The organism is Candidatus Galacturonatibacter soehngenii, from assembly GCF_008830185.1.
Taxonomy (GTDB): domain Bacteria; phylum Bacillota; class Clostridia; order Lachnospirales; family Lachnospiraceae; genus Lachnotalea; species Lachnotalea soehngenii.
The window spans coordinates 104858-130338 of the sequence record NZ_WAGX01000002.1; the positions used below are offsets into that span (position 1 = coordinate 104858).

Sequence of the window (25481 nt, forward strand, 5' to 3'; positions counted from 1 at the left end):
TAAATTTTGTGTTGACGAATAAAAATTATTGAACTATAATTAGTTAGAAGTCAAACTATTAAGGAAGGGTGAGCTATGTACAAGAAAAGGCATATAGCCAAGGTAATCATCGATTTATCCTATCAATTGAAGCGAGATCTTGAACAAGCCGCTGCGAAGCATGGGCTGACTCGAACACAGGCAGTTATTATGAAGTATTTGGAGGTAGAAACAAAAAAAAGAGATGTATTTCAAAGAGATATAGAAAAAGAATTTCGAATAAGAAAATCTTCGGTTACAAGCGTATTACAATTGTTAGAGAAAAATGGATATATTACAAGAGAAAGTGTAATAGAAGATGCAAGATTAAAAAAGTTAGTCTTAACGGATAAGGCAAGAAATGTAAACGCTATTATAGGCGATGGCTTGGAAAAAAGAGAAGAAAAATTCTATGAAGTATTATCAGAAGAAGAAGTAGAGCGTTTTTTTCAAACAGTAGAAAAAATTACAAGTACCTTAGAGTAGTGTTTTTATTTTTTAATTAGATGGTTAGAAGACGAACTATTACAGTTAGAACCATTCCTCTTGCAAGGAGATAGAAAACATTAAAATGGAGGAGAATATGTTAAAAAAATTATACAGTTATATTGGTGAATTCAAGAAAGAAACTTATCTTACACCAGTATTTATTATGTTAGAAGTTATATTTGAAATTTTTATACCGACATTGATGTCATGGATAATTGATAAAGGTTTAGAAAAGCAAAATATAGATTATGTAATAAGAATTGGATTATTTATGGTCGTAATATCTATATTATCGTTAGTAAGTGGAGCTTTGGCAGGAAAATTTGCCGCTACAGCATCAGCAGGATTTGCGAGAAATCTTAGAAAAAATATGTATGAAAACATTCAGAAATTTTCTTTTTCAAATATCGATAAATATTCCACGGCAGGATTAATCACAAGACTAACAACAGATGTAACCAATGTGCAAAATGCATTCCAAATGGCAATTCGAATGTGCGTTAGAGCACCTTTTATGCTAATCAGTGCAATGATTATGTCTTTTATTATCAATGCAAGACTTGCACTTATCTTTTTGATAGCAACCGTTTTTCTTGGAACGGCACTTTATTTTATTATGACTGGGGTACATCCGTACTTTGTTAAAGTATTTAGAAAATATGATGATTTAAATGCGAGTGTACAAGAAAATCTGACTGGCATTCGTGTGGTAAAGGCATATGTAAGAGAAGAACATGAAATAAGTAAATTTGAGAAAGCTTCCAAGGTAGTCTATGATAATTTTATAAAAGCAGAAAAGATTATTATTTGGAATGCCCCACTGATGCAATTCACGATTTATACTTGTATCATGTTATTATCTTGGTTTGGTGCAAAAATGATTGTTGGAGGAAGTTTAACCACTGGACAATTGATGAGCTTTTTCTCTTATGCAATGAGTATCTTAATGAGTCTTATGATGATTTCTATGGTATTGGTCATGGTAATTTTAGCAAAATCATCTGGAGAACGTATCATTGAAGTACTAGAGGAAAAAAGTGATTTGGCAAATGGAAAAGCTCCAAAATATGAAGTGAAAGACGGATCAATTGAGATGCGCGAAGTGTCTTTTAGTTATAGCAATGATCCAAATAAATTGGTCTTAAATGATATTAATATTTCCATCAAATCAGGTGAGACCATTGGAATTATTGGAGGTACTGGTAGTGCAAAATCAACTTTGGTACAGCTGATTCCAAGACTTTATGATGTAACCAGTGGAGTGGTAAAAGTTGCAGGAGTAGACGTAAGAGAGTATGACATTGAGAGCTTAAGAAATCAAGTATCAATGGTACTACAAAAAAATGTCTTGTTTTCTGGAACGATTATTGAAAATTTACGCTGGGGAAACAAAGATGCAACCGAGGAAGAGATAAAAAGAGTCTGTAAACTGGCACAAGCGAGTGAATTTATTGAAAAATTTCCGGCTCAATATAATACATATATTGAGCAAGGCGGAAGCAATGTCTCGGGAGGACAAAAGCAAAGGCTTTGTATCGCCAGAGCATTACTTAAAAAACCTAAAATATTAATTTTAGATGATTCCACAAGTGCAGTTGATACCAAAACAGATGCTTATATTCGAAAAGCGTTTTTAGAAGAAATTCCAGAAACTACGAAAATAATCATCGCTCAACGAATTTCCTCCATTCAGGATGCAGATCGCATCATTGTTTTAAATGAAGGAGTGATTGATGGATTTGGTACGCATGAAGAATTGTTAAGTACGAATCAGATATATAAAGAAGTATATGAATCACAAGTAAAGGGGGCAAAAGCATAATGGCGGGAACAAATAATAATAAAGGCCCTGTAAAATTTAGTGCAAACACGGGAAAAACCATGAAAAGACTATTGGCTTATATTTTTAAAGAATATAAACTTCCTTGTTTTGTTGTTGCAATCTGTATTTTTATCAGTTCTTTCGTAGGTGTAATTGGAACACTTTTTTTAAAAAAACTAATTGATGAATATATCTTACCCTTGCTTGGAAGCGAGGTACCAGATTTTGTTCCATTATTAAAGATACTTGGAGTTATGGCTTGTATTTATTACACGGGAGTGATCTCTACTTACGTGTATAATAGAATCATGATTCAAGTAACGCAAGGGACTTTAAAACGTATTAGAGACGATTTGTTTTCACATATGGAGACACTTCCAATACCTTTTTTTGATCAAAATGCACATGGAGATTTGATGAGTCTGTATACCAATGATACAGATACGCTAAGACAAATGATAAGTCAGAGTTTGCCACAGCTAATGACTTCTATTGTTACAGTTATCAGTGTTTTCATTTCAATGATTATACTAAATATTCCCCTTGCAGTACTCTCTTTCGCATTCGTTATCATTATGCTCCAGGTAACAAAACGCGTAGGCGGAAAGAGTGGTAAGTATTTTGGGGCTCAACAAAGAGATTTGGGAGCTGTGAATGGTTATATTGAGGAAATGATGGAAGGACAAAAGGTAGTTAAAGTATTTTGTCACGAAGATGAGGCACAAAATAGATTTAATGAATTAAATGATAATTTATTTGAAAGTGCAAACAATGCAAATATTTTTGCAAACATTCTAATGCCAATTATGATGAATCTAGGTTACCTTAATTATGTATTAACAGCCGTAATTGGTTCTCTTCTGGCAATAAAAGGGGTAGGCGGTTTTAGTCTTGGCGCACTCGCTTCGTTTTTACAGTTGACTAGAAGTTTTAATATGCCAATTTCACAAATGTCTCAGCAGATAAACTCTGTTATTATGGCACTTGCAGGAGCAGAGAGAATATTTAAAATTATGGATGAACAAGCAGAAGTGGATGAAGGTTATGTAAAGCTTGTGAATGTAGTCGAAGATGAAAGTGGAGAAATAAAAGAAGCAAACGAACGCACTGGAATGTGGGCTTGGAAGCATCCACATGAAGATGGCAGCGTAACTTATACAAAACTATTGGGTGATGTTGTATTTGAAGAGGTGGACTTTGGATATACAAAAGAAAAGATGGTACTTCATAATATTAACTTATATGCAAAGCCAGGACAAAAGGTTGCTTTTGTAGGTTCGACAGGAGCAGGAAAGACCACAATTACGAATTTGATTAATCGCTTTTATCCAATTCAGGATGGTAAAATTAGATATGATGGTATCAATATTGATAAGATTCATAAATCGGATTTAAGACAATCCTTAGGAATTGTTTTACAAGATACACATTTATTTACGGGAACGGTAGCGGATAACATACGCTATGGAAAGTTAAATGCCAGTGATAAAGAGGTAATAGAAGCAGCGAAGCTTGCGAATGCAGATGGCTTTATCAGACATTTGCCACAAGGCTATGATACTATGCTTACGGGAGATGGAGGTAGTTTGTCACAAGGACAAAGACAATTATTAGCCATTGCAAGAGCCGCAATTGCCAATCCACCAGTGTTAATCTTGGATGAGGCAACATCAAGCATTGATACAAGAACCGAATCGATTGTACAGCAAGGTATGGATCGACTCATGGAAGGAAGAACTGTATTTGTTATCGCTCATAGGCTTTCAACTGTTAAAAATTCAGATGTCATAATGGTGTTAGAACAAGGTGAAATAATAGAAAGAGGAAGTCATGATGATTTAATTTCTCAAAGAGGAAAGTATTATCAACTCTATACAGGAGCATTTGAGCTGTCCTAGAGCAGATTAGAAAGAACACACGAGTGATTAGCTAACTCTAATAACTTGTGTGTTTTTTTCTATACTCTTTTGGAAGGCAGCCATACGCTTGTTTGAATTTTCTATAAAAAAAGCTTATATTTTCATAGCCGATGTTATTGGCTATCTCAGTGATTGGAAGTTGCGTATTTGCTAAAAGTTTTTCTGCATATTTCAAGCGTTGGTATTGAACCAACTCTTTGTAAGACATTCCTGTTTGTTGTTTTAACAAAGTGGTAAGATAATTTGGATTCATATTAAAGAAGGCAGCAGTGCTATCAAGGGTACAAGTTTTAAAATTACCTTCCAGATAACGCAGTATCGCTATAATAGATATTTTGTTGCTTAGCTTAATATTTTGTTTTTCCATATCATTTTCATAAACATTAATTAGTTCTGACAATATTAAATTAAATAAGCTATTAATCATATCATTGGAATTGAGCGAAGGATCAAAAAATTCACATAACAATTCCTTGAAAAAAATGGGAATCCTTCTACTATGGTTGGAGTGAAATAGGATATAATTATTATGATTGGTATTGTGAGCAATGGCATTAATAAAAAATTGGGACAAGATACTGTCTTTGGACATACGATTAAAAAAATTAGTATTTAAGTAATCTTTGTCAATCAAAATACTAATCATGATATCATTATCGCCAAGTGCTTGGGTTGAATGAGGGGTATCTGTATCAATTAGTATAACCTGCCCTTCTTTTAGTATATAGTTTTGGTCATTAATGGTCTGAGGGCATGAACCAGAATACATATAATTAATTTCTACCCATGTATGTGTGTGTAAAGGACAAGGAGAAAAACGAGATTGTTTTTTTACACTCAGTTTATGAATGGAATCAGACAAAGAACCAGTAGAATTAAACAAATAAACTGGTTTATCATTATAATACGATACGGGTAACTTTTCCCAAAAGTTAGATTGAAATCCTGCTTTGTATCTTAATTCACTTTTGGTATACATACGTAAATTATCATCGAGAGAAGTTAGATTCATAGTTCCTCCATTGACTTAAAGTAAGAGATAAATAGGTAAATCAAATATATTAGTCTCATTCTAATGAGTTTATAAAGAAAAGTCAATTTGAAAGTGTAATAATCTGAAGTTTGGTCAATATATTCATGAAAAACCGTTATTATACAAATGAAAAGCAAGTGTTAGTATGAAGATAACAAATCATATGTTTGCATGAAGATGGTAAAGGAGAGGATTGTTATGGATCACAAAAAACTAGCAGAAGAGATAATAGAGAAAGTGGGGGGAGCTTCCAATATTATTAGCATTACCAATTGTATCACCAGACTTCGATTTGTGTTAAAAGATGAAAAATTAACACAGACAGCACAGTTAAAAGAAACGAAAGGAGTTCTTGGAGTTGCGATACAAGGGGGACAATATCAAGTCATTATCGGTAATGAAGTCGCTAATGTCTGCGCAGCTGCAAAAGAGATTCTAGGAATATCAGAGGATATGCCAACACAGATAGATCAGGAAGGCGGTAAAAAAGATACGCTATTCAATCGCTTTTTTAAGACGATATCTGGATGTGTATTTCCAACACTTGGTGTTATGATTGCAGCAGGTATTATAAAGGGATTTTTATCCGTTTTAACTTCAACAGGAGTTTTAACCGCAGATAGTGGAACTTACATGGTGCTATATGCAGCGTCTGATGTATTGTTATATTTTTTCCCAATTGTCATTGGGTTTAGTGCAGGAAAGGTATTTCAGTGTAATCCTTATGTAACGGCATTGATTGGAGGGTCTTTGGTTTATCCAACTATGATAAGTGCTTACAATGCTGGAACAGCATTAACTTTTTTAGGGATTCCAATTGCCTTGACAAGTTATACAAACTCTATCTTTCCTATTATAGTAGCATCTTGGGCAGCTTCTAAGGTAGAAAAATTTGCAAAAAAAATCATTCCTAACATATTACAATTAATGTTTGTACCATGTTTCGTTATCATCATTATGGTTCCACTTACTTTCTTAGCCATAGGACCTGTAATGAACTTAGTATCCGGTGCACTTGCAACAGCTACTATGGCTATTTTTAATACGAGTCCACTTTTTGCGGGATTATTGCTAGGCGCATTTTGGCAGGTAATTGTTATTTTTGGTTTGCATTATGCTTTTATTCCTGTATTAATCAGCAATTTTACAACAATGGGTAGCGATCCTGTAAATGCAGTTTTAGGAGTTACTGTATTTGCATTATGTGGAAGCGCGTTTGGTTATGTGTTAAAAGTTAAAGATAAAGAAAAAAAGGCACTTGGAGTATCAAGTTTAGTATCAGGTTTGCTTGGTGTTACAGAACCAATCATCTATTCGATTGCCTTACCACTTAAAAAACCATTTGTATGCGCATTTGTGGGAGGGGGTATTGCAGGAGCGATAACCGCAGTACTTGGAGCTAGAACATATGGATTTGGTGGAGCAGGATTATTGGCTGGTCCAGTTATGATTAATCCAGCAGGAATCGATAGTAGTTTTACTACTTGGTTAATTGCATCTAGTGTAGCTTTTGTTATATCTGCAATTCTATGCTTTTTGTTTGGAACGAATAAAGAAGGAAAATAATATCAAAAAAATGGAAGGCACGGCACTTTAGCGTGCTTTCTATCTGTTAAGGAGAACAACAGAATGAAAAAAATACAACAAATATTACAAAACAAGTATGATAATCACATATTCCCATTTCTATGGATGCATGGTGAAGATGAGGTTGTTATTCGTGAATATATGAAACAAATAGAACAATCGGGAATCAAAGCAGTTTGTATTGAGGCTAGGCCACATCCAGATTTTTTAGGGAAGAAGTGGTGGGCGGATATGGATTGTATCCTAGAGGAAGCCAAAAAAAGAAATATGAAAGTATGGATCTTAGATGACTCGCATTTTCCAACTGGGTATGCAAATGGAGAAATAAAAAAGAGTTATCCTCATCTTAAAAAGAGATTTCTAAAACTTTATCAATTGGAGTTTGTTGGTCCAATACAAAATGCTAAGGCAATTATAAAATATGCATTTCAGGATGATAACGATGAATTAGTAGGTGTAATACTTGGAAAGAAGAACAGTTATCAAGAGGTGGATGCGAGTACCTTAATCAATATCACTCATTTGGTAAAAGAAAATAAGACGCTTGATTTAGACCTTGGCGAGGGTGTATGGAAAGTAATGGTGTTAGTGGCAACCTATCATGGTGGAGAAAAACAAACAGAGGATTATTTAAACCCCATTGACCCTGAGGCTACGGATGTGTTGATTCATACCGTATATGAGGCACATTACCAAAGATATAAAGAAGAGTTTGGTAATACAATTCAAGGATTTTTTTCCGATGAGCCTAGATTTGGTAATGTGCATGGCGCATTAAGTTCAATTGGAAGAAATGAAATGGTATTACCATGGCGAAATGATATGTTAGAGCAAATGGATCAAAAGATGGGTGAATCCTCACTCATTTATCTTCCTTTGTTGTTTGTGGATGCAGGGGAGAAGGCACATAAAGTACGTTATGCCTATATGGATTTGGTAAGTGACCTATACTCGAAGCATTTTAGTCAAAGAATTGGAGCATGGTGTGAAGCACATAAAGTATCTTATATTGGACATACAATAGAAGATAATAATGCACATGCAAGACTTGGATATGGTGCGGGACATTTTTTTAAAGCTATGAAAGGGCAACATATGGCAGGAATTGATGTAGTACTACACCAACTCTTGCCAGGAATGGATCACGGATATTTTAAATCAATGACAAGTTCTGGATGGGATGGCGAGTTCTTCCACTATGTTCTTGGTAAATTAGGAAGTTCCCTTGGTCATCTGGATGAGAATAAAAAGGGTAAAGTCATGTGTGAAGTATTTGGTGCGTATGGTTGGGCCGAAGGAATTCGTATGATGAAGTGGATTACTGACTATATGCTAGTAAGAGGGGTAAATGAATTTGTACCGCATTCTTTTACACTAAAAGAATATCCTGACCCAGATTGTCCGCCACATTTTTATGCGCATGGGCACAATCCACAATTTAAAGAATTTAAGATACTAATGGAATACATGAATCGCTTAAGTGAATTATTCAGTGACGGAATTCATAGGGCACCAATCGGCTTACTTTATCATGGAGAAGCTGAGTGGGCAGGTGAATATATGCTTATGCAAAAGCCAGCAGCACTTCTTACTAGAAATCAAATTGATTTTGATATTTTACCAATCGAAGCAATACTGAAATCTTTTGTGAATGAATTAGGTGTAGCAATTCATAAAGAAGTATTTCAAGGACTTGTCATACCTTATTCACAAGCCTTACCAAATGATTTGCTTCATAAGCTTTTAGCCATAGCAAAAGAGGGACATAAGATTTATTTTATAGATGCCTTACCAGAAAGAGAAAGTATGGGAGAGGATATAACGCCTTTTCTTTTCGCGTGTGAGAAAGAAACAAATATAAAAGTGATTCCTTTAGAAAAGCTAGTTACTACAATTAAAGAAGATGGGTTGTTTGATATTTCAACAACTTCATATGAGCCATACTTAAGATATTATCAGTATGAACATAATAATGAAACAATAGTAATGTTTACAAACGAACATCCATATCAAACAATTAATACGAAAGTCATAGTTCCTTTCACGAAACCATGTTACCAGTATGATGCTTTTAGCAATGCATTGCATAGCAATATTCTACTTCAAAAGGAGAAAGAAGGAAGAAGTATTTCGCTATCTTTAGAAGCATATGAATCAAAAGTATTCGTATTTTCTGAAGAAGAATATAACTGCAAAGAACATCAAGACCTGACATTGGTTAAAGAAGAAATATTAAAAGGAAATGTAGAAGTTGATCTTTTAAAAGCAAAATCTTATCCACAAGTGTATGCAAGCGAAAAGATAGACCGTTTTGGTAGTAGAATGAAACAGAGTTTAGATGACTTTGCTGGAATCATGCGATATGAGACTTTGTTTGAGCTTAATGAAATACCATCAGCATTAAAGTTAAGAATAGAGGGCATTTATGAAACCGCACACGTATATATAAATGGTATGGATGGTGGAAGTAAAATCTGCGGACCGTATTGCTTTGATGTATCCCAAATCGTGAAAAAAGGAATTAATACGCTAGTGATTGAGGTGACCACTACGCTAGTAAGAGAAAACTATGACTGGCTGTCACAATTTATGCTGATAGAACCAATTGGAATAAATGGGGATGTCATTCTTGAATATTATAAAGAATAATATCTTTTGAAAAAGGTGTACTAATTTTCATCAAAATGATTTATAATAACGTTAGTGATTATATACAGAAAGGATAAAATTATGATAAACGACGATTACATAACACTGACGCTTAATAAAAGTAAAAACATTGCCTTAATTGCGCATGATAATATGAAAAAGGATTTGATTGAATGGTGTATCACACATTATGATATACTAAAAAATCATAAGTTATGTGGGACTGGAACGACGGCCAGAATGATTACGGACAAGTCAGGATTGCCTGTAAAGGGGTATAACAGTGGCCCATTAGGAGGCGATCAGCAAATTGGAGCAAAGATTGTGGAAGGTAAGATTGACTTGATAATCTTTTTTTCCGATCCATTAACAGCTCAACCACATGACCCTGATGTTAAGGCATTGCTTCGAATTGCTCAAGTATATGACATTCCGATTGCAAATAATAAAGCAACAGCAGACTTTATCATTACATCTACTTATATCAATGAGGTATATGAACACCAAGTAATTAATTTTAATAAAAACATTAAGGACAGAGCAGAGTCTTTATAATGCAAGAATATGAGAACGTTACGTTCTTAAGTTCTTTGCTTTCATAAAGCGTTTGTCTATACTTTGAATCTATCTATTATTTCATAATAGGTAGATTTTTTTTAATAGGAATGTTCTTCGAACTTCCCTGTTATAAAATACATATATACAAAACGGCATAAAAAGGCTCGTTGAAATTTAAAAAACTAGTTAAAAACACAAAAATAAAATATTAAATTTGATTCTAGAGGTTAAAAATGATTATTTTATTGTAAAAAACAAGGCGTAAATTGTTAAAAAATAATAAATAGATTGTTGAAAAACAACTAAAATAGATTAGAATATCCTAAAGTACTGATAAAATCTATAAAAAAACGAGAGTTAAAAGTGATAGGTAGTATCAAAAATGAAGATTGAAGACAATTTAATATTAATGGTATATTTTGGGCGTAGTAAAATACAGTTGGAGAGGAGAGGTATTCTTTATGAAACCCAAAATGAAAAAGGTTAATTATTACTTAAAGAATGTGCTGGCAATAGCGTTAATTGTAGCATTGGTTGGGGGCAACCTTTTAACGCACTCTATTACAGCATATGCAACAGAAACAACACAAGTAATAAATAACACCGAAACAAGCGAAACAAAGGAGGAAAGGAAAGAAGAGCCAGTTACAAAAGATACTGACGCAGATGAGGAAAAAGAAGAGGTAGAAGATGTTACTACTACAGAGGAATCAGGAAAGGATTCTGAAAACAATAATTCAGAGACTTTGCCAGAGGAAGCAAAAGACATTACAGATAAGACGGAAACTTCAAATGGAGAAGAAAACAAAGAAACAGTAGAAGCAGAAACAAAGGAGAAGGTAGAATCTTTTGAGGATGCAAAAAAAGTAGAAGAAAAAGCCCTAAAAACAGGAGAAAAATTAAACACAGAAAAAAAGACTTATTATCTTGGAGCTTTAAAAGATATTACAAAGGATACACTTTACAGTGAAGAGATAGGGTATGGCTTTAGTGACCAAACTTATCCAGAGGAAGCAAATGGGTGGGTAGGAAATGTTTATTATCCAAGAACAGCAAGTAAGGAACAAGGGATTGCTTCTTTTGTAGAAAACGCCGAGAATTATTTAACAATTTCTAGTAAGGTGTGGACAGAAACGGAAAGTACGGGATATGGTGTATACACCTATGAAAATACCTCGACGTTAGATTTTAGTCTGGAACCTGCTAACTATAAGGTGAATGTTACTCTTATTAATCCTACAGACAGTGAAATATCAGTATATTTAGAGGCAGAGGACATTACGAAAGCAACTGACATTAAAGTGCCAGCTGGTGAAACAAAACAAGTAGAATTCATTGCTTGCTTAGTAGATGATATTTTAAATCTAAAATTTTTAGCACCAAGTACAGCTACAACTTACGAAAGTGCCCAAACAAAAAGTGTTTATGTAGAAAGTGTAGGCTTTGAAAAAGTAACAAATGAGGAGGGAAGCAAACCTACTATTTTTATTGCTTCTGACTCAACAGTTCAGACCTATGAAGCCTTCTATTATCCACAAATGGGATGGGGACAACAATTATTCAATTTCTTTGGTGAATTTGTAGAAGAAAGGGAATGCGAAGATGCAAATTATAGCCAATGTCAAACCTATGAAACAAGTAATGTTATCATTGAAAACCGCGCGATTGGTGGAAGAAGTTCCAAATCTTTTGTAGAAGAAGGAAAGCTTGATGATCTGCTAGAAGATGTGAAACCAGGCGATTATGTATTGGTGCAATGGGGACACAACGATGCGACCTATTCAAGACCTAACAGATATGTTTCTTCAGAAGAATTTGAACAGTGGATTCAGTATTATGTAGATGGTGCAACACAAAGAGGAGCAACCTGTGTACTTGTCACTCCAGTTGCAAGATACAGCTATACAACAACTCCTGATGGAACACTAGATAGTTTTGCTAGCAATTTTGAAGCATACCAAAATGTTATGAAGAGAATTGCCAGTGAACAAAATGTACCACTGGTAGATTTAACGGCATTATCAATTGAGCTTTGCAATTCCTTTGGAATTGAGGGGGCAAAGTCTTTATTTCTTCAATTAGCAGCAGGAGAATATGAAGGTTATTATGCAGGTGGTGTTTCAGATGCAACGCACCTTCAAGAATACGGAGCATACAAATTTGCGCAATGTGTTGCAAGAGGAATAAAAGAAAATGAACAATTAACTAGTCTGGCACAGGCTGTAACACTTACCTTACCAACAAGCACGCCAGAAAAGCCAGCAAGTCTTACTACAACATCGGTAGGAGCTTCCAGCATTTCTATGACTTGGGAAGCATCAAAAGAGGCAGAATTATATTATGTCTTTAGACAAGTATTAGAAGAAGGGGAAACAGTTGATGACGTTGATTTTACCAATGCAACCAAATATTCAGTAAGTTCAAAGACTTTCTATACAGATTCCGCTTGTGAAGGTGGAAAGACCTATGTCTATGCAGTTGCAGGCTTTAACGAATTGGGAACGGGTGAAGTGTCCGATAAGATTGTAGTTTCTACAAAATCATCCGCATATAAATTTGATTTTGGAGTAGCAGCCAGTCCAAACGTGATGGAGGGATGGACTGAGGTAACGGAAAATCAAAAGTACACAAAGGAAGCGGGTTATGGATTCATCAAAGCTCCTGGAAATGGACGAATTCGAGCCAACAATGGCAATGCAGCTTCTTCTGCAATGGCAGATGATTTTTGTCTTGGAGAGGCAGAGTTTGCACTTGATTTACCAAATGGTGATTACGAGATAACCATTTATGCATGTGATTTATTAAATGGTACAAGTACCATTAAAGCAAGTTACACAGGAGAAGGATTATCCATTGGAACGATTTCCACAAAGCAAGCGTTGGCTTCTATAACATCAACTGTTCGTGTCTTAGATGGTCAGCTTAATATTGGAATTGGTGGAACAAACGCTTATATCAATGGCATGGAAGTAACACCAATTTTAGGAACTCCAACTCAGCTTGGATATTCTGAAATGAATTTCACAAGCACACAAGCTTCCTTTTTGATTAATTTTACAGGAATTGTTGAGGCTTCTTACTATAACGTATATCAAAAAGCTTCCACAGATGCTACATTTACGATAGTAAAGAAAATTGAGGCACAGGATTTAGACAAATTAGATGCTCGTGCCATGGTTGCTACACTTGGAGAGACATATCAATATTATGTGACTGCGGTGACAGCTTTAGAAAATGAAAGTGCACCAAGTAACACAATAGAAGTAGAAATGATTGATAGCAATGTCGCACTTCCAAAAGCACCTCAAAATGTAACGTGTGATAGTGCTCAAAATGGTAAAATTACTATTTCTTGGGATCAGTCAGATGATTCTTCTTCTTATATCATTTATCGTTCTGCAAAAGCAGAAACAGAAAAAGGATTTAAAGAGTTTACAAAAGTAGGAACTAGTACACAAGCAAGCTTTACAGATACAGATCGTGATTTAACAACGAATATACACTACTATTACAAAGTGCAAGGGAAAAATGCAGGTGGTGTTGGTGCATTATCGGAAGCATGTCAAACCCCTATTAATGGAGAACTGGTTGCAGCAGCACCAGAAAAGCTTACAGATCGAGGTGTTGTTGCAGTCAATCTTGCAGGAAGTAAAGGTGCTTCTACAAGTCTATCTGCAACGGATAGTAATGGGAATGAATATACAAGCGGTGTTTATGTAAGCTGGAGAGCCTTTGAAGGTGATTTTGATAGTGCAGGTAAAGTATCTACGACTTTTACAGTGTATCGTAACAATGAAGCGATTGCCACTGATGTCTTGATTACCAATCTCGTGGATCAAGGTGGACAAGCAGGTGACAGTTACAAAGTAGTGGGCAGCAATGATGCAACACTTGGGTTACATGCAAAGGATACAGCCGTATGGAATGACCAGTTTCTTGAGTTACAACTTTATAAGCCTGCTGACCAAACTATGCCAGATGGAAGTACTTGCACTTATGAAGCAAATGATATGTCTGTCGGTGATGTGGATGGAGACGGAGAGTATGAATTATTTGTAAAATGGTATCCAAGCAATGCACAAGACAACTCAAAAGCAGGCTATACAGGAACGACATTTATCGATGCATATGATATTAATATGTCTACAGGAAATGTTTCGCTGTTATATCGCGTAGATCTTGGGGTTAATATTCGCGCAGGAGCTCATTATTCACCGTTTCAAGTATGGGATTTTGATGGAGATGGTAAAGCAGAGCTTGCAATTAAAACAGCAGACGGATCAACGATTTATCAAAGTAGCGATGGAACAGACCAAGGATTGATTGAGACTGGTTATGTAGGAGAGTGTAATGCAGAAGCACTTCCTACGAATAAAATAAGTAGTACAAATGATTACAGAAATTCATCAGGGTACATATTAAGCGGTCCAGAATATTTGACTATGTTTGACCATGATGGAACTATTCTATCGACAGTCGCTTATGTTCCAGAGCGTGGTAATGTTTCGGCATGGGGGGATGGATATGGTAATCGTGTCGATCGTTTTCTATCAGCTGTTGCATATTTAGACGGAGAGACCCCATATGCAGTATTTGCAAGAGGATACTATTCAAGAACATGTTTAACAGCATATGCGCTATTAGATACAAACAATGATGGTATCGGAGATACGCTTGATGTGTATTGGAAATTTGATACAAATGATTTATTAGGAGAGTATGAGAAAGAATTAATTGAAGCACAAGGTAACCATGGACTTAGCGTTAATGATGTGGATAACGATGGAAAAGATGAAATTATTTATGGTTCTATCACCATAGATCACAACGGTACATTAAAATATTCTACAGGGCTTGGCCATGGGGATGCAATGCATGTGTCGGATTGGGTTGCATGGAATGACGGTTTAGAGGTGATGCAGGTACATGAACATGATAATGTAGCTTATCATGTGGAGATCCATGACGCACAAACGGGTGAAATTTTAATGGGTTATTATACTGGAAAAGATACAGGAAGAGGGGTTGCGGCAGACATTGATCCAACCTATCCTTTTGCAGAATTTTGGTCCATTGCAAGTCCAAGCTATGTGTCGGGAGAGGAACCTTCTTGGGATTCAAAGGACGGCGGTGTGTATTCTACTTCCTCAACTTTGGATAACCTAGTTACCATTACACAAAAATCACCAGCAGCCAACTTTACTTTGTTTTGGGATGGCGATCTTCTTAGTGAAATATTTGACCATACCTTTAATTCAAGTGCTTATGTTCCATTAACAACAACAATTGCGAAGTGGGATTATGAAGATAGCAAAGAAGAATTATTATTTGAATCAGGAGAAGTTTTAACGTCTAATGGTACAAAAGGAAATGCTGGATTAATTGCAGATATTTTAGGCGACTGGAGAGAAGAAATAATTCTTAGAAGTGCGACAGACAATAGTAAAATAAGAGCTTACACAACCACAATTCAAACAGATTATGTTGTTCCATGCTTGATGGAAGACTTGGCATACCGCGAGGGAGTTGCATGGCAAAATGTAGGATATAATCAACCTGCTAATCTAAGCTATTTATTGTCAGAAGGATTAATTACTGCTTTGGTTACAGCAAAAGAGACAACAAAGACATCTGCAACCATTGAATTTACGCCTGCGAATGACGGAGTCTACGGTCATGAGATAGAAGGTTATGAAATTTACAGAGCAGTTGCTAATAGCAAAGACTACACTTTGATTGCAACAGTTCCAATGGATAAGCTAACAATAAAAGCAGGAACATCTGGCGCGGACACAGTTTATACGTATTCAGACACTTCTGTTGAGGCAGGGGCTAGTTATCAGTATAAGGTAGCAGCTATTGTAGATGGTAAGACCTCATTTCTTTCAAGAGCAGTAAGTGCAAATACGTTAGTTGATATCAAAGAAGTAAAAGAGATTACATTAGAGCCGATTGTTGAAGACACGGTAATTAAGGAAGGAGAGACTGTCGCTGACTTATTACCAAAAGCGGTAACGGTTATTGATTCGAAAAATAACGAAGTATTGGCTGATGTAATCTGGGATGTGTCAAAGGTTGATATTTCTACACCAGGAACCTATAAGGTATATGCAACGGTATCAGGTTATCTAGAAACCGTTGAAACAACATTGCTGGTAATAGAAAATACGGTAACAGGATATACTCCAATCAACGATATTAAGGCAATCATTGGAACCAGTATCAAACTTCCAGAAACCGTAGAAGTGACATATTTAAATGGCACAACCAAAAATGTTAATATAACAAAATGGAACGGTACTCTTGATAATAATAAACTAGGTACTTATGTCTTAACAGCAGAACTAGAGGATGCAACACAAGTAGAGGTAAATGTAAAAGTTATTGTAGTAGATGATTATGTAGTTTCTTTTACAGAAGGGTTAGAACCAATCGAACTTGTTGTAAATGCCAAGGTCAAAGCAAGCGATTTGCCTGCGACCATTCATGCAAAATATGCAAGTGGAAATACAGGAGCAGCAGCTATTACATGGAAAACGAATGCAATTGATACTTCAAAAGCTGGAGTGATTCAAATCTTTGGTAGTGTAAAAGATTATGATTTAGATATTATATTACTTGCACGTGTTGTTGATTACAAAGCGTTATATAAGTTTGATTTTGGTATTAGCAACACAAATGTGGCAGACGGTTGGACAGGAATTACAGTCAATCCGAAAAATGAAGTCGTAAGTGCAGCAGATTTAGGTGTTGTATATGATGTTCAAAAAGGATATGGATTTGCAGTAGAAGAGAATACGATCATCAATGGACGAACAGAAATCTTTACGTATACGCATCAAACCTACCCATTACCTAGCTTGGTATATAATGATTTTGCACTACCTCAAGGACTTACTTTTAATGTAGACTTAGAAAATGGAAAATATATAGTAGAAATAATGGGAGCTACAATCACTGGTTCCAGTGAGGTAAAAGGAACTTTGGAGCAAAGTGTGAGCTTCTCGGTAAAAAATTCAAAGAATCAATATGCAGTGGGAGTCTATGAAGTTGAAGTGACGGATGGACAGTTAAATGTTGTATTTGATAAAAGTACAGTGTCAAGACTTGGTTCTATTATAATCCGTTCCACAAATGTAACGGATCCAACGGATCCAACAGACCCAACAGATCCAACGGACCCAACAGACCCAACGGACCCAACGGATCCAACAGACCCAACAGACCCAACGGACCCAACAGATCCAAGCACTCCTGTGATAGAAAAGTATACAGTTAGTTTCCACTCTAATGGAGGAAGTGAGATTTTATCACAAAGTATTGAATCAGGGAAAGTAGCTAAGAAACCAGCAGACCCTGTAAAAGAAGGATATGTATTTGAGGGATGGTATAAAGAAAGTTCACTTAAGACAAAATGGAATTTTTCAAAAGATGTAATCAACCAAAATACAATTCTATACGCAAAGTGGAACGCAATTTTGGTTACCGATATTTCACTTAGTAAAAAGTCATTGACAATTGGGGTTGGTACAAGTATAACTCTAACCACGTCGATTACTCCAAGTAATGCTGCAAATAAAGAAGTTTTATGGTCTTCTTCCAATAGCAAAATTGCAACAGTTTCTACCGATGGTGTAGTAAAAGCAAAGAAGAGAGGAACTGTAACAATTACTGCAACAGCAAAAGATGGTAGCAATGTAGGCGCAACTTGTAAAATTACGGTAGGTTACAAGATTACGTATAAGTTAAATGGTGGAAGTAATAGCCAGAAAAATCCAACAGGATTCGTAGGAAATAAAACTGTGAAGTTAAGCAGTCCAACTAAAAAAGGTTTTACCTTTAAAGGTTGGTATACAGATAAGAATTACAAGACAAAAATATCAAAAATTAAAAAGGGAACAAAGAATAATCTTACCTTATATGCAAAATGGGAAAAGATTAAAGTTGAAAAAGCTTCCATTAAGAGTCTTAAAAATTCTGGTAAAAGTAAAATGAAAGTAACCTTTGATAAGGTGAATGGAGCAAAAGGTTATGAAATCACATATGCGACCAACTCTAAATTTACTAAGAATGCTAAAACGATAACTACAACTGCTAAAAGTAAGGCAATTAAAAATCTTACAAAGAAATCAACATATTATGTTAAAGTTAGAGCATACAAAGTGGATGCATCTGGGAATAAGATTTACGGAAAGTATAGCACAGTAAAATCAGTACAAATAAAAAAATAAGCCTTAAAAAAGAGTCTTCGTGGTGTTTTTTTATTAACATCACGAAGATTTTTGTTGTCAAAAAAGCATTTATTTGATAATATTGAACAAAATCGGAGGCTAAAGTTTGAAGAAAATCACGAAAAAATCAAACAACTTTGACATTAATGCCTTGGTATGGTATCATAAGTTCTATAAATAGTTTGTTTTATTTATATATTATTAATAAGATTTGGATTGTTACTGGTAAAGCAGGCTAAACCAACAGATTTGGACAAAATTCGTTTGTTCTAATTTCGCATGGTTTATTTTTTGAATTGTTTGAATAAATCCGTTGGTAGCAGGAGATATCATAATGAAAATTGAGAAGATTATTAATAATAACATAATTAGTTCCTTTGATGAAAAAAACAGAGAAATCATCGTAATGGGAAGAGGTCTTGGATTTGGGCGCAAACAAGGTGAAATAATTGATGATGCCAAAATCGAAAAGATTTTTCGCATGGACAGTGAAGTTGAGTCAGAGAGACTACAAAGTGTATTAGCCGATATACCAATTGAGCATATACAAATCACAGACGAAATAATTACTTATGCAAAGACAATTATAACAAAGAAGTTAAATAAAAATATTTATATTACCTTAACGGATCATATCAATTTCGCAATTGAGAGATTTAAACAAGGTGTTAATTTTAATAATGCTCTTATTTGGGAAATCAAAAAATTCTATGGTCCTGAATATGAAGTAGGAAAGATGGCACTTAATATCATCAAAGAAAGACTTGGCTATGAACTGCCAAGTGATGAAGCAGCTTCCATTGCAATGCATTTTGTAAATGCTGAATTTGGAACAGAGATGCCTAATACAATTGATATAACCAAACTAATTCAAAATGTACTTAAAATAATTAAATATAATTATCAAATGGAGCTGGATGAAGATTCATTGAACTATGAAAGATTTATTACGCATTTAAAGTTCTTTGCACAAAGAGTTATTACAAACAGAGCAAATGCAGGGCACGATGAGGAGTTTCATTATATGATTAAGAATCAATATAATTCAGATTACAAATGCGCAGAAAAAATCAGAAAATATATCGAAACTGAATTTAATATTCAAGTTCCAGAAGAAGAATTAATCTATTTAACCGTTCATTTAAAAAGAATAACATCATCTAATTAGGATTGTTACTGGTCATGCAGGCAAAACCTAGACTTATAATTTACGCTATAGGTCTAGGTTTTTTTATATAACAGGAAAGGAAAAGTAATGGAAAAGCTTGTTTTCGTTGATATAGATGGAACACTATGTGATTTTAGTGGAGTAGTGCCAGATTCTGCAATCAAAGCAATAAAGACTGCACGGAAAAATGGTCATAAGGTTTTTGTATGTACAGGAAGAGCAAAGAGTGAGATTTATCCATTTATTTTAGATATAGGATTTGATGGACTTGTCTGTTCCGCTGGAGCATATGTAGAGTGCGAAGGAAATGTTATATTTCATAAAAGCATAGATGAGAATTTGAGAGAAATGTTGGTAGGGTATTTGCAAAAGGATAATACTGCATTTCTTTTAGAAACAAATGAAGGCGTTTATATCCAAGAGAAAGACGAAACTGTATTAAATGATATTTTTTTGGCGAGTGGAGAAGAAATAAATATTGATTCAAAAGAATATCTTAAGATCTTAACGGTAGCCAAAGATATCATGCAAGTCAAACAGGTTAATAAAGTTTTATACTTTCAATCCAATAAGAGTTTAAAACAAATGCAGCAAGACCTTGGAGAACATTTTTTGATTTTGCCAAATAGTATTGGCGTATTTGGTAGTAACAGCGGAGAGATATCAGATAAAAAAATAAACAAATCTACAGGGATACAGAAAGTTTTAGCCTATTATGGTAAGAATAAAGATACGGTTATTGCGTTTGGAGATGGAGCCAATGATGTTGAAATGCTTACATTTGCTCAAATCGGGATTGCAATGGGCAATGCGTGGGATAAATTAAAAGAATATGCAGATGACGTAACCGATTCGGTTTCAGAAAATGGAATTTATAATGGCTTTAAAAAGTATAAGCTAATATAAGAATAAACAGAAAGAAGGAGAAAGATATGGCATTAAATTTTCCAGAAGATTTTTTGTGGGGAGGCGCAGTTGCAGCTAATCAATGCGAGGGTGCTTATCTTGCAGATGGTAAAGGGTTAAGTATACAAGATGTTACACCTAAGGGAGGCTTGGGACCAGTTACACCAGAGCCTACCGAGGATAATATGAAGTTAGTTGGAATTGATTTTTACAACAGATACAAAGAAGATGTTAAGCTATTTGCTGAGATGGGATTTAAAGTTTTTAGAACCTCAATTGCTTGGTCAAGAATATTCCCAAATGGAGATGATACAACACCAAATGAAAAGGGCTTGGAATTTTACGATAACCTATTTGATGAATGTCTTAAATATGGAATTGAGCCTTTAGTTACAATCTCTCACTATGAGACACCACTTAATCTTGCCAAAAAATACGATGGTTGGCGTGACAGACGCTTAATTGGATTTTATGAAACTTATGTGCGAACCATATTCGAACGATATAAGGATAAAGTAAAATATTGGCTAACTTTCAATGAAATCAATTCAATCGTACATGCACCTTTTATGAGTGGTGGAATTTATACAGAAAAAGATAAATTAACAAAATCAGATTTGTATCAGGCGATTCATCATGAATTAGTAGCAAGTGCGCTTGCAACCAAAATTGGACATGAAATGATGCCAAATGCAAAAATAGGCTGTATGATTCTTGGAATGCCAGTTTATCCGCTGACACCTAATCCAGATGACGTAATAAAAATGCTAGAAAGAGATAGAGAAAATTTATTATTTTCTGATGTCCATGTAAGAGGTAAATACCCTGCATATGCAAAACGCTTATTTAAAGAGCAAAACATTGAAATTAAAATGGAACCAGGTGATGAAGAAATTCTATCAAACACTGTCGATTTTATTTCATTTAGTTATTATATGAGTATTTGTGAGAGTGCTGATCCAACAAAGGTTGCAGGAAAAGGCAATCTTATGGGAGGTGTTCCAAATCCATATCTAAAAGCGAGTGAATGGGGTTGGCAAATCGATCCAAAAGGTTTAAGATATATATTAAATACATTGTATGACAGATATGAAAAGCCACTATTTATAGTAGAGAATGGACTAGGAGCTGTTGACCAGCTAGTAGAAGATGAAACAGGTAATAAAACAGTAATTGATGATTATAGAATTCAGTATTTAAATGATCACTTGGTACAAGTAGCAGAGGCAATTGAGGATGGTGTGGAAATAATGGGTTACACTACCTGGGGATGTATTGATTTGGTTAGTGCATCCACTGCTGAACTAAAAAAGAGATATGGATTTATTTATGTAGATCGAAACGATGATGGTACGGGAACATTGGAAAGATACAAAAAGAAATCTTTCCATTGGTATAAAGAAGTTATTAAAACAAATGGTAAATCACTTAAAAATTAAAGTGTAAAAAGAAAGGAAGATAATATTATGAAAAGTTTTAAGTATGTAATCAAAGATGAAATAGGAATTCACGCAAGACCAGCTGGATTATTAGTAAAAGAATCAGGAAAGTTCCAATCCGCTATTACATTAAAAGCAAATGGTAAAACTGGAGATGCTAAGAGAATCTTTGGAATAATGGGAATGGCAGTGAAACAAAATGATGAAGTAACGGTAGAAGCAGAAGGTGCAGACGAAGAGGAAGCAATTACTACACTAAAGAAATTTTTTGAAGAAAATCTGTAGTAGAAAAGGAAAATTAGGATGATAGTATTAGAAGGTAAAAGCGTTTTCAATGATATTTGTATAGGAAATATATCATTCTACAAACGAAATGAAAGTATCATTAAACGATATAAAGTAGAAGATACAAAAGCCGAGATTAATCGTTTTCATGAGGCAAAAGAAGAAGGAAAAAAACAACTTCAAGCACTCTATGAAAAAGCGTTAGAGAATGTCGGAGAAGCAAACGCTGCAATATTTGAAATCCATCAAATGATGCTTGAGGACTTAGATTATTGTGAATCAATCGAAAATATAATTACGACTCAGGGTGTTAATACAGAATATGCAGTAGGTACGACAGCAGATAATTTCTCAGCTATGTTTATGGCTATGGATGATGCGTATATGCAAGGAAGGGCAGCGGATGTAAAGGATGTTTCTGAACGCCTTATAAAGATACTGACCAATGCACAAGAAGGATTGAATACATTAGTAGATGATGTTATTATTGCTGCGGATGATTTGGTTCCAAGTGAAACCGTTCAGCTTGACAAAGATAAAGTATTAGGCTTTATTATGCAACAAGGATCTGCGAATTCACATACAGCTATTTTAGCTAGAAGCATGGGGATTCCTGCTATTATAGGACTAGGCAATGAATTAAATGAGTCCTTAGATGGAACATTTGCAATCGTTGATGGCTTTGAGGGAAAGGTTTATATCGACCCAGATGAAGCGACATTAACATCAATGAAGAAAAGACAAAAAGAAGCATTAGAACGAAAAGAATTATTACAGCAGTTAAAGGATAAAGAAGACATTACCCTTGATGGTACTAAGATTAATATCTATGCAAATATTGGGAATCCATCTGATGTTGGCAATGTATTAAAAAATGATGCAAATGGTATTGGCTTATTCCGCAGTGAATTTTTATATCTTGAAAACAGTGATTTTCCTACAGAAGAACAACAATTTATTGCTTATAAAACGGTAGCTGAAAACATGGCAGGTAAGAAGGTAATTATTCGTACTCTTGATATAGGTGCTGATAAACAAGTAGATTATTTTAACCTTGATAAAGAGGAAAACCCTGCGCTAGGTTATCGTGCAATAAGAATTTGTCTTACTAAAAAGGAAATATTTAAAACACAATTAAGAGCGCTATTTCGTGCAGCAGTATTTGGCAATATTTCAATTATGTTTCCAATGATTATCGCTGTAGAGGAAGTGTTGGAAATTAAAGAAATCATGAAAGAAGTGCAAGAGGAGTTAAGAGAAGAAAAGATTCCATTTAAAGAAAACATAGAAATTGGAATTATGATTGAAACACCTGCTTCTGTTATGATTAGTGATGAATTGGCAAAAGAAGTTGATTTCTTTAGCGTTGGAACCAATGACTTAACTCAATATACACTTGCAATTGACCGTCAGAATCAAAAACTAGATCGTTTTTATAATGCCCATCACAAGGCAGTGCTTCGAATGATAAAACTAGCTGCCGATAATGCACATGCACATGGAAAGTGGATTGGCATTTGTGGTGAATTAGGTGCAGATACTTCACTTACAGAGGAATTCTTAAGAATGGGAATTGATGAATTAAGTGTATCACCTAGCATGGTACTTGAAGTAAGAAAACGAGTACGTGAAATCGATTTGTCAAAATAGTATAAATTAAGTCAATCTAGACTGAAAAAGAGAGCAATGAAATTGATTTTGACATTGCTCTCTTTTGTTTTGTTCTTATTTGCGTTTCTCTTTCAAATGGTGCTATAATATTATAAAAATTTGAATGGTTTAGAAGCATATTATCAATAAGAAAGAGAGATGAAATGATGGGAAACTATATTTTAGCAATTGATCAAGGAACCACAAGTAGCCGAGCTATTATATTTGACAAGGAAACAAATATTGTTGCCATTTCTCAAAAAGAATTTAATCAGATTTTTCCAAAGTCTGGATGGGTAGAACATGATGCAAATGAAATATGGTTGAGTGTCTTATTTGTGATTATGGATGTAATAACGACATCTGGTATCAATCCAGAAGAAATCAGTGCAATCGGAATAACCAATCAAAGAGAAACAACAGTAGTGTGGGATAAACAAACAGGTGTTCCGATTTATAATGCAATCGTGTGGCAATCAAGGCAAACTGCCAATATATGCGAAGAATTAAGAAGCAAAGGTCTAGAAGAAGTCATTCATAAAAAAACAGGTCTGATTATTGACCCTTATTTTTCAGCAACTAAAGTAAAATGGATTTTAGATCATGTAGAAGGTGCTAGGGACAAGGCTGAAAGAGGAGAGCTTTTATTTGGTACCATTGACACTTGGCTAATATGGAAATTATCAGGACAAGTTTGCCATGTAACAGACTATTCCAATGCATCTAGAACCTTATTGTTTAATATTTATGATTTAAAATGGGATGAAGAATTATTAGAGATTTTTAAAGTACCGAAAACAATGCTTCCAGACGTATTGCCTTCTTCATATTTATACGGGTATACTGCCTCCTATCATTTCTTTGGTCAAAAGATACCAATTGCAGGAATTGCAGGAGACCAACAAGCAGCTTTATTTGGTCAGGCGTGTTTTGAACCGGGTATGGTAAAGAATACGTATGGCACGGGTTGTTTCTTGCTTATGAACACAGGCGAAAAAGCAATCGAATCCAAGCATGGCTTGTTAACAACAATAGCGTGGGGATTGGATGGAAAGGTAGAGTATGCACTAGAAGGTAGTATATTCGTAGCAGGAAGTGCAATATCGTGGCTAAGAGATGGGCTAAAGATGATTCATACAGCACAAGAAAGTGAAGAAGTCGCCTCAGAAGTCTTAGATAGTGATGGCGTGTATGTAGTACCTGCTTTTGTTGGACTTGGAGCACCTTATTGGGATGAGAAAGCAAGGGGAGCTGTATTTGGACTTACAAGAGGTACAACAAAAGGTCACTTGGTTCGAGCGACGCTGGAATCTCTTGCCTTTCAAACCAAAGATATTATTATAGCCATGTCAAAAGATAGTCAAATTGATTTGAAAAAATTAAAAGTAGATGGCGGAGCTGTAAAAAATGATATTTTAATGCAATTTCAAAGTGATATTCTAAATACTTTGGTAGAGCGACCTGTGGTAAGTGAGACAACGGCACTTGGTGCAGCCTATCTGGCAGGGCTTTGTGTGGGCTTTTGGTCAAGTAAAAGTGAAGTGGTTGATTATTACAAAATTGATACTGTTTTTGAACCAAATATGGAGGAGCTTAAAAGAGAGAAGCTTTATAAAGGTTGGCTACAAAGTGTTAAAGCTACTTGTATGTTCCATAATGATTAGAAGAGGTTTCAAATAGAAAAGTTATTGTTATTTTGTATAAAAACATGTAATAAAAATCGTGTA

Annotated in this window: 14 protein-coding genes; 13 read left to right on the forward strand and 1 reads right to left on the reverse strand. The window is 34.8% G+C overall.

The window, feature by feature from the left end; genetic code table 11:
* The first annotated feature begins 75 nt into the window (after positions 1-75).
* From F7O84_RS00675 to F7O84_RS00685, 3 genes are all read left to right on the forward strand, one after another.
* Positions 76-504 (forward strand): MarR family winged helix-turn-helix transcriptional regulator, encoded by a 429-nt coding sequence (locus F7O84_RS00675; protein WP_151140715.1) that lies wholly within the window; start codon positions 76-78, stop codon positions 502-504.
* 97 nt (positions 505-601) lie between these two features.
* Positions 602-2329 carry an ABC transporter ATP-binding protein gene (locus F7O84_RS00680; protein ID WP_151140718.1) on the forward strand — a complete coding sequence of 576 codons (1728 nt, stop codon included), beginning with the start codon at positions 602-604 and terminating at the stop codon, positions 2327-2329.
* The gene (locus tag F7O84_RS00685) at positions 2329-4227 is read left to right on the forward strand and encodes an ABC transporter ATP-binding protein (RefSeq protein ID WP_151140721.1); all 1899 of its coding nucleotides are present in this window, start codon (positions 2329-2331) and stop codon (positions 4225-4227) included. Before F7O84_RS00680 ends, F7O84_RS00685 begins: the two co-directional genes overlap by 1 nt.
* Before the next feature lie 37 nt (positions 4228-4264).
* Here the strand turns inward: F7O84_RS00685 and F7O84_RS00690 are convergent, their stop codons facing one another.
* A complete protein-coding gene (locus F7O84_RS00690) occupies positions 4265-5260 on the reverse strand; it encodes an AraC family transcriptional regulator (protein WP_151140723.1) in 996 nt (331 codons plus the stop codon).
* Between the two features lie 219 nt (positions 5261-5479).
* Here F7O84_RS00690 and F7O84_RS00695 point away from each other — a divergent pair, with 219 nt between their 5' ends.
* From F7O84_RS00695 to glpK, 10 genes are all read left to right on the forward strand, one after another.
* Positions 5480-6847, forward strand: coding sequence for a PTS transporter subunit EIIC (locus F7O84_RS00695; protein ID WP_151140725.1), 1368 nt, complete (start codon positions 5480-5482; stop codon positions 6845-6847).
* 63 nt (positions 6848-6910) lie between these two features.
* Entirely contained in the window at positions 6911-9517 is a 2607-nt protein-coding gene (locus tag F7O84_RS00700) for a glycoside hydrolase (RefSeq protein WP_151140727.1), read from the forward strand.
* An 81-nt stretch (positions 9518-9598) separates the two neighbouring features.
* Positions 9599-10072, forward strand: coding sequence for a methylglyoxal synthase (locus tag F7O84_RS00705; RefSeq protein WP_151140730.1), 474 nt, complete (start codon positions 9599-9601; stop codon positions 10070-10072).
* A gap of 464 nt (positions 10073-10536) precedes the next feature.
* Complete coding sequence (locus F7O84_RS00710) at positions 10537-18306, forward strand: rhamnogalacturonan lyase family protein (RefSeq protein WP_151140732.1); 7770 nt, start codon at positions 10537-10539, stop codon at positions 18304-18306.
* A 334-nt stretch (positions 18307-18640) separates the two neighbouring features.
* The gene (gene licT / locus F7O84_RS00715; RefSeq protein ID WP_151140735.1) at positions 18641-19474 is read left to right on the forward strand and encodes a BglG family transcription antiterminator LicT; all 834 of its coding nucleotides are present in this window, start codon (positions 18641-18643) and stop codon (positions 19472-19474) included.
* Positions 19475-19561: 87 nt separating this feature from the next.
* Positions 19562-20380 carry an HAD family hydrolase gene (locus tag F7O84_RS00720; protein ID WP_151140736.1) on the forward strand — a complete coding sequence of 273 codons (819 nt, stop codon included), beginning with the start codon at positions 19562-19564 and terminating at the stop codon, positions 20378-20380.
* 26 nt (positions 20381-20406) lie between these two features.
* Positions 20407-21819, forward strand: coding sequence for a glycoside hydrolase family 1 protein (locus tag F7O84_RS00725; RefSeq protein ID WP_151140740.1), 1413 nt, complete (start codon positions 20407-20409; stop codon positions 21817-21819).
* 27 nt (positions 21820-21846) lie between these two features.
* A complete protein-coding gene (locus F7O84_RS00730) occupies positions 21847-22104 on the forward strand; it encodes an HPr family phosphocarrier protein (protein ID WP_151140746.1) in 258 nt (85 codons plus the stop codon).
* Positions 22105-22122: 18 nt separating this feature from the next.
* Entirely contained in the window at positions 22123-23754 is a 1632-nt protein-coding gene (gene ptsP / locus F7O84_RS00735) for a phosphoenolpyruvate--protein phosphotransferase (protein ID WP_151140747.1), read from the forward strand.
* 167 nt (positions 23755-23921) lie between these two features.
* Positions 23922-25418: a glycerol kinase GlpK gene (gene glpK, locus F7O84_RS00740; protein ID WP_151140777.1), complete on the forward strand. Its 1497-nt coding sequence runs from the start codon at positions 23922-23924 to the stop codon at positions 25416-25418.
* Positions 25419-25481: the final 63 nt, after the last annotated feature.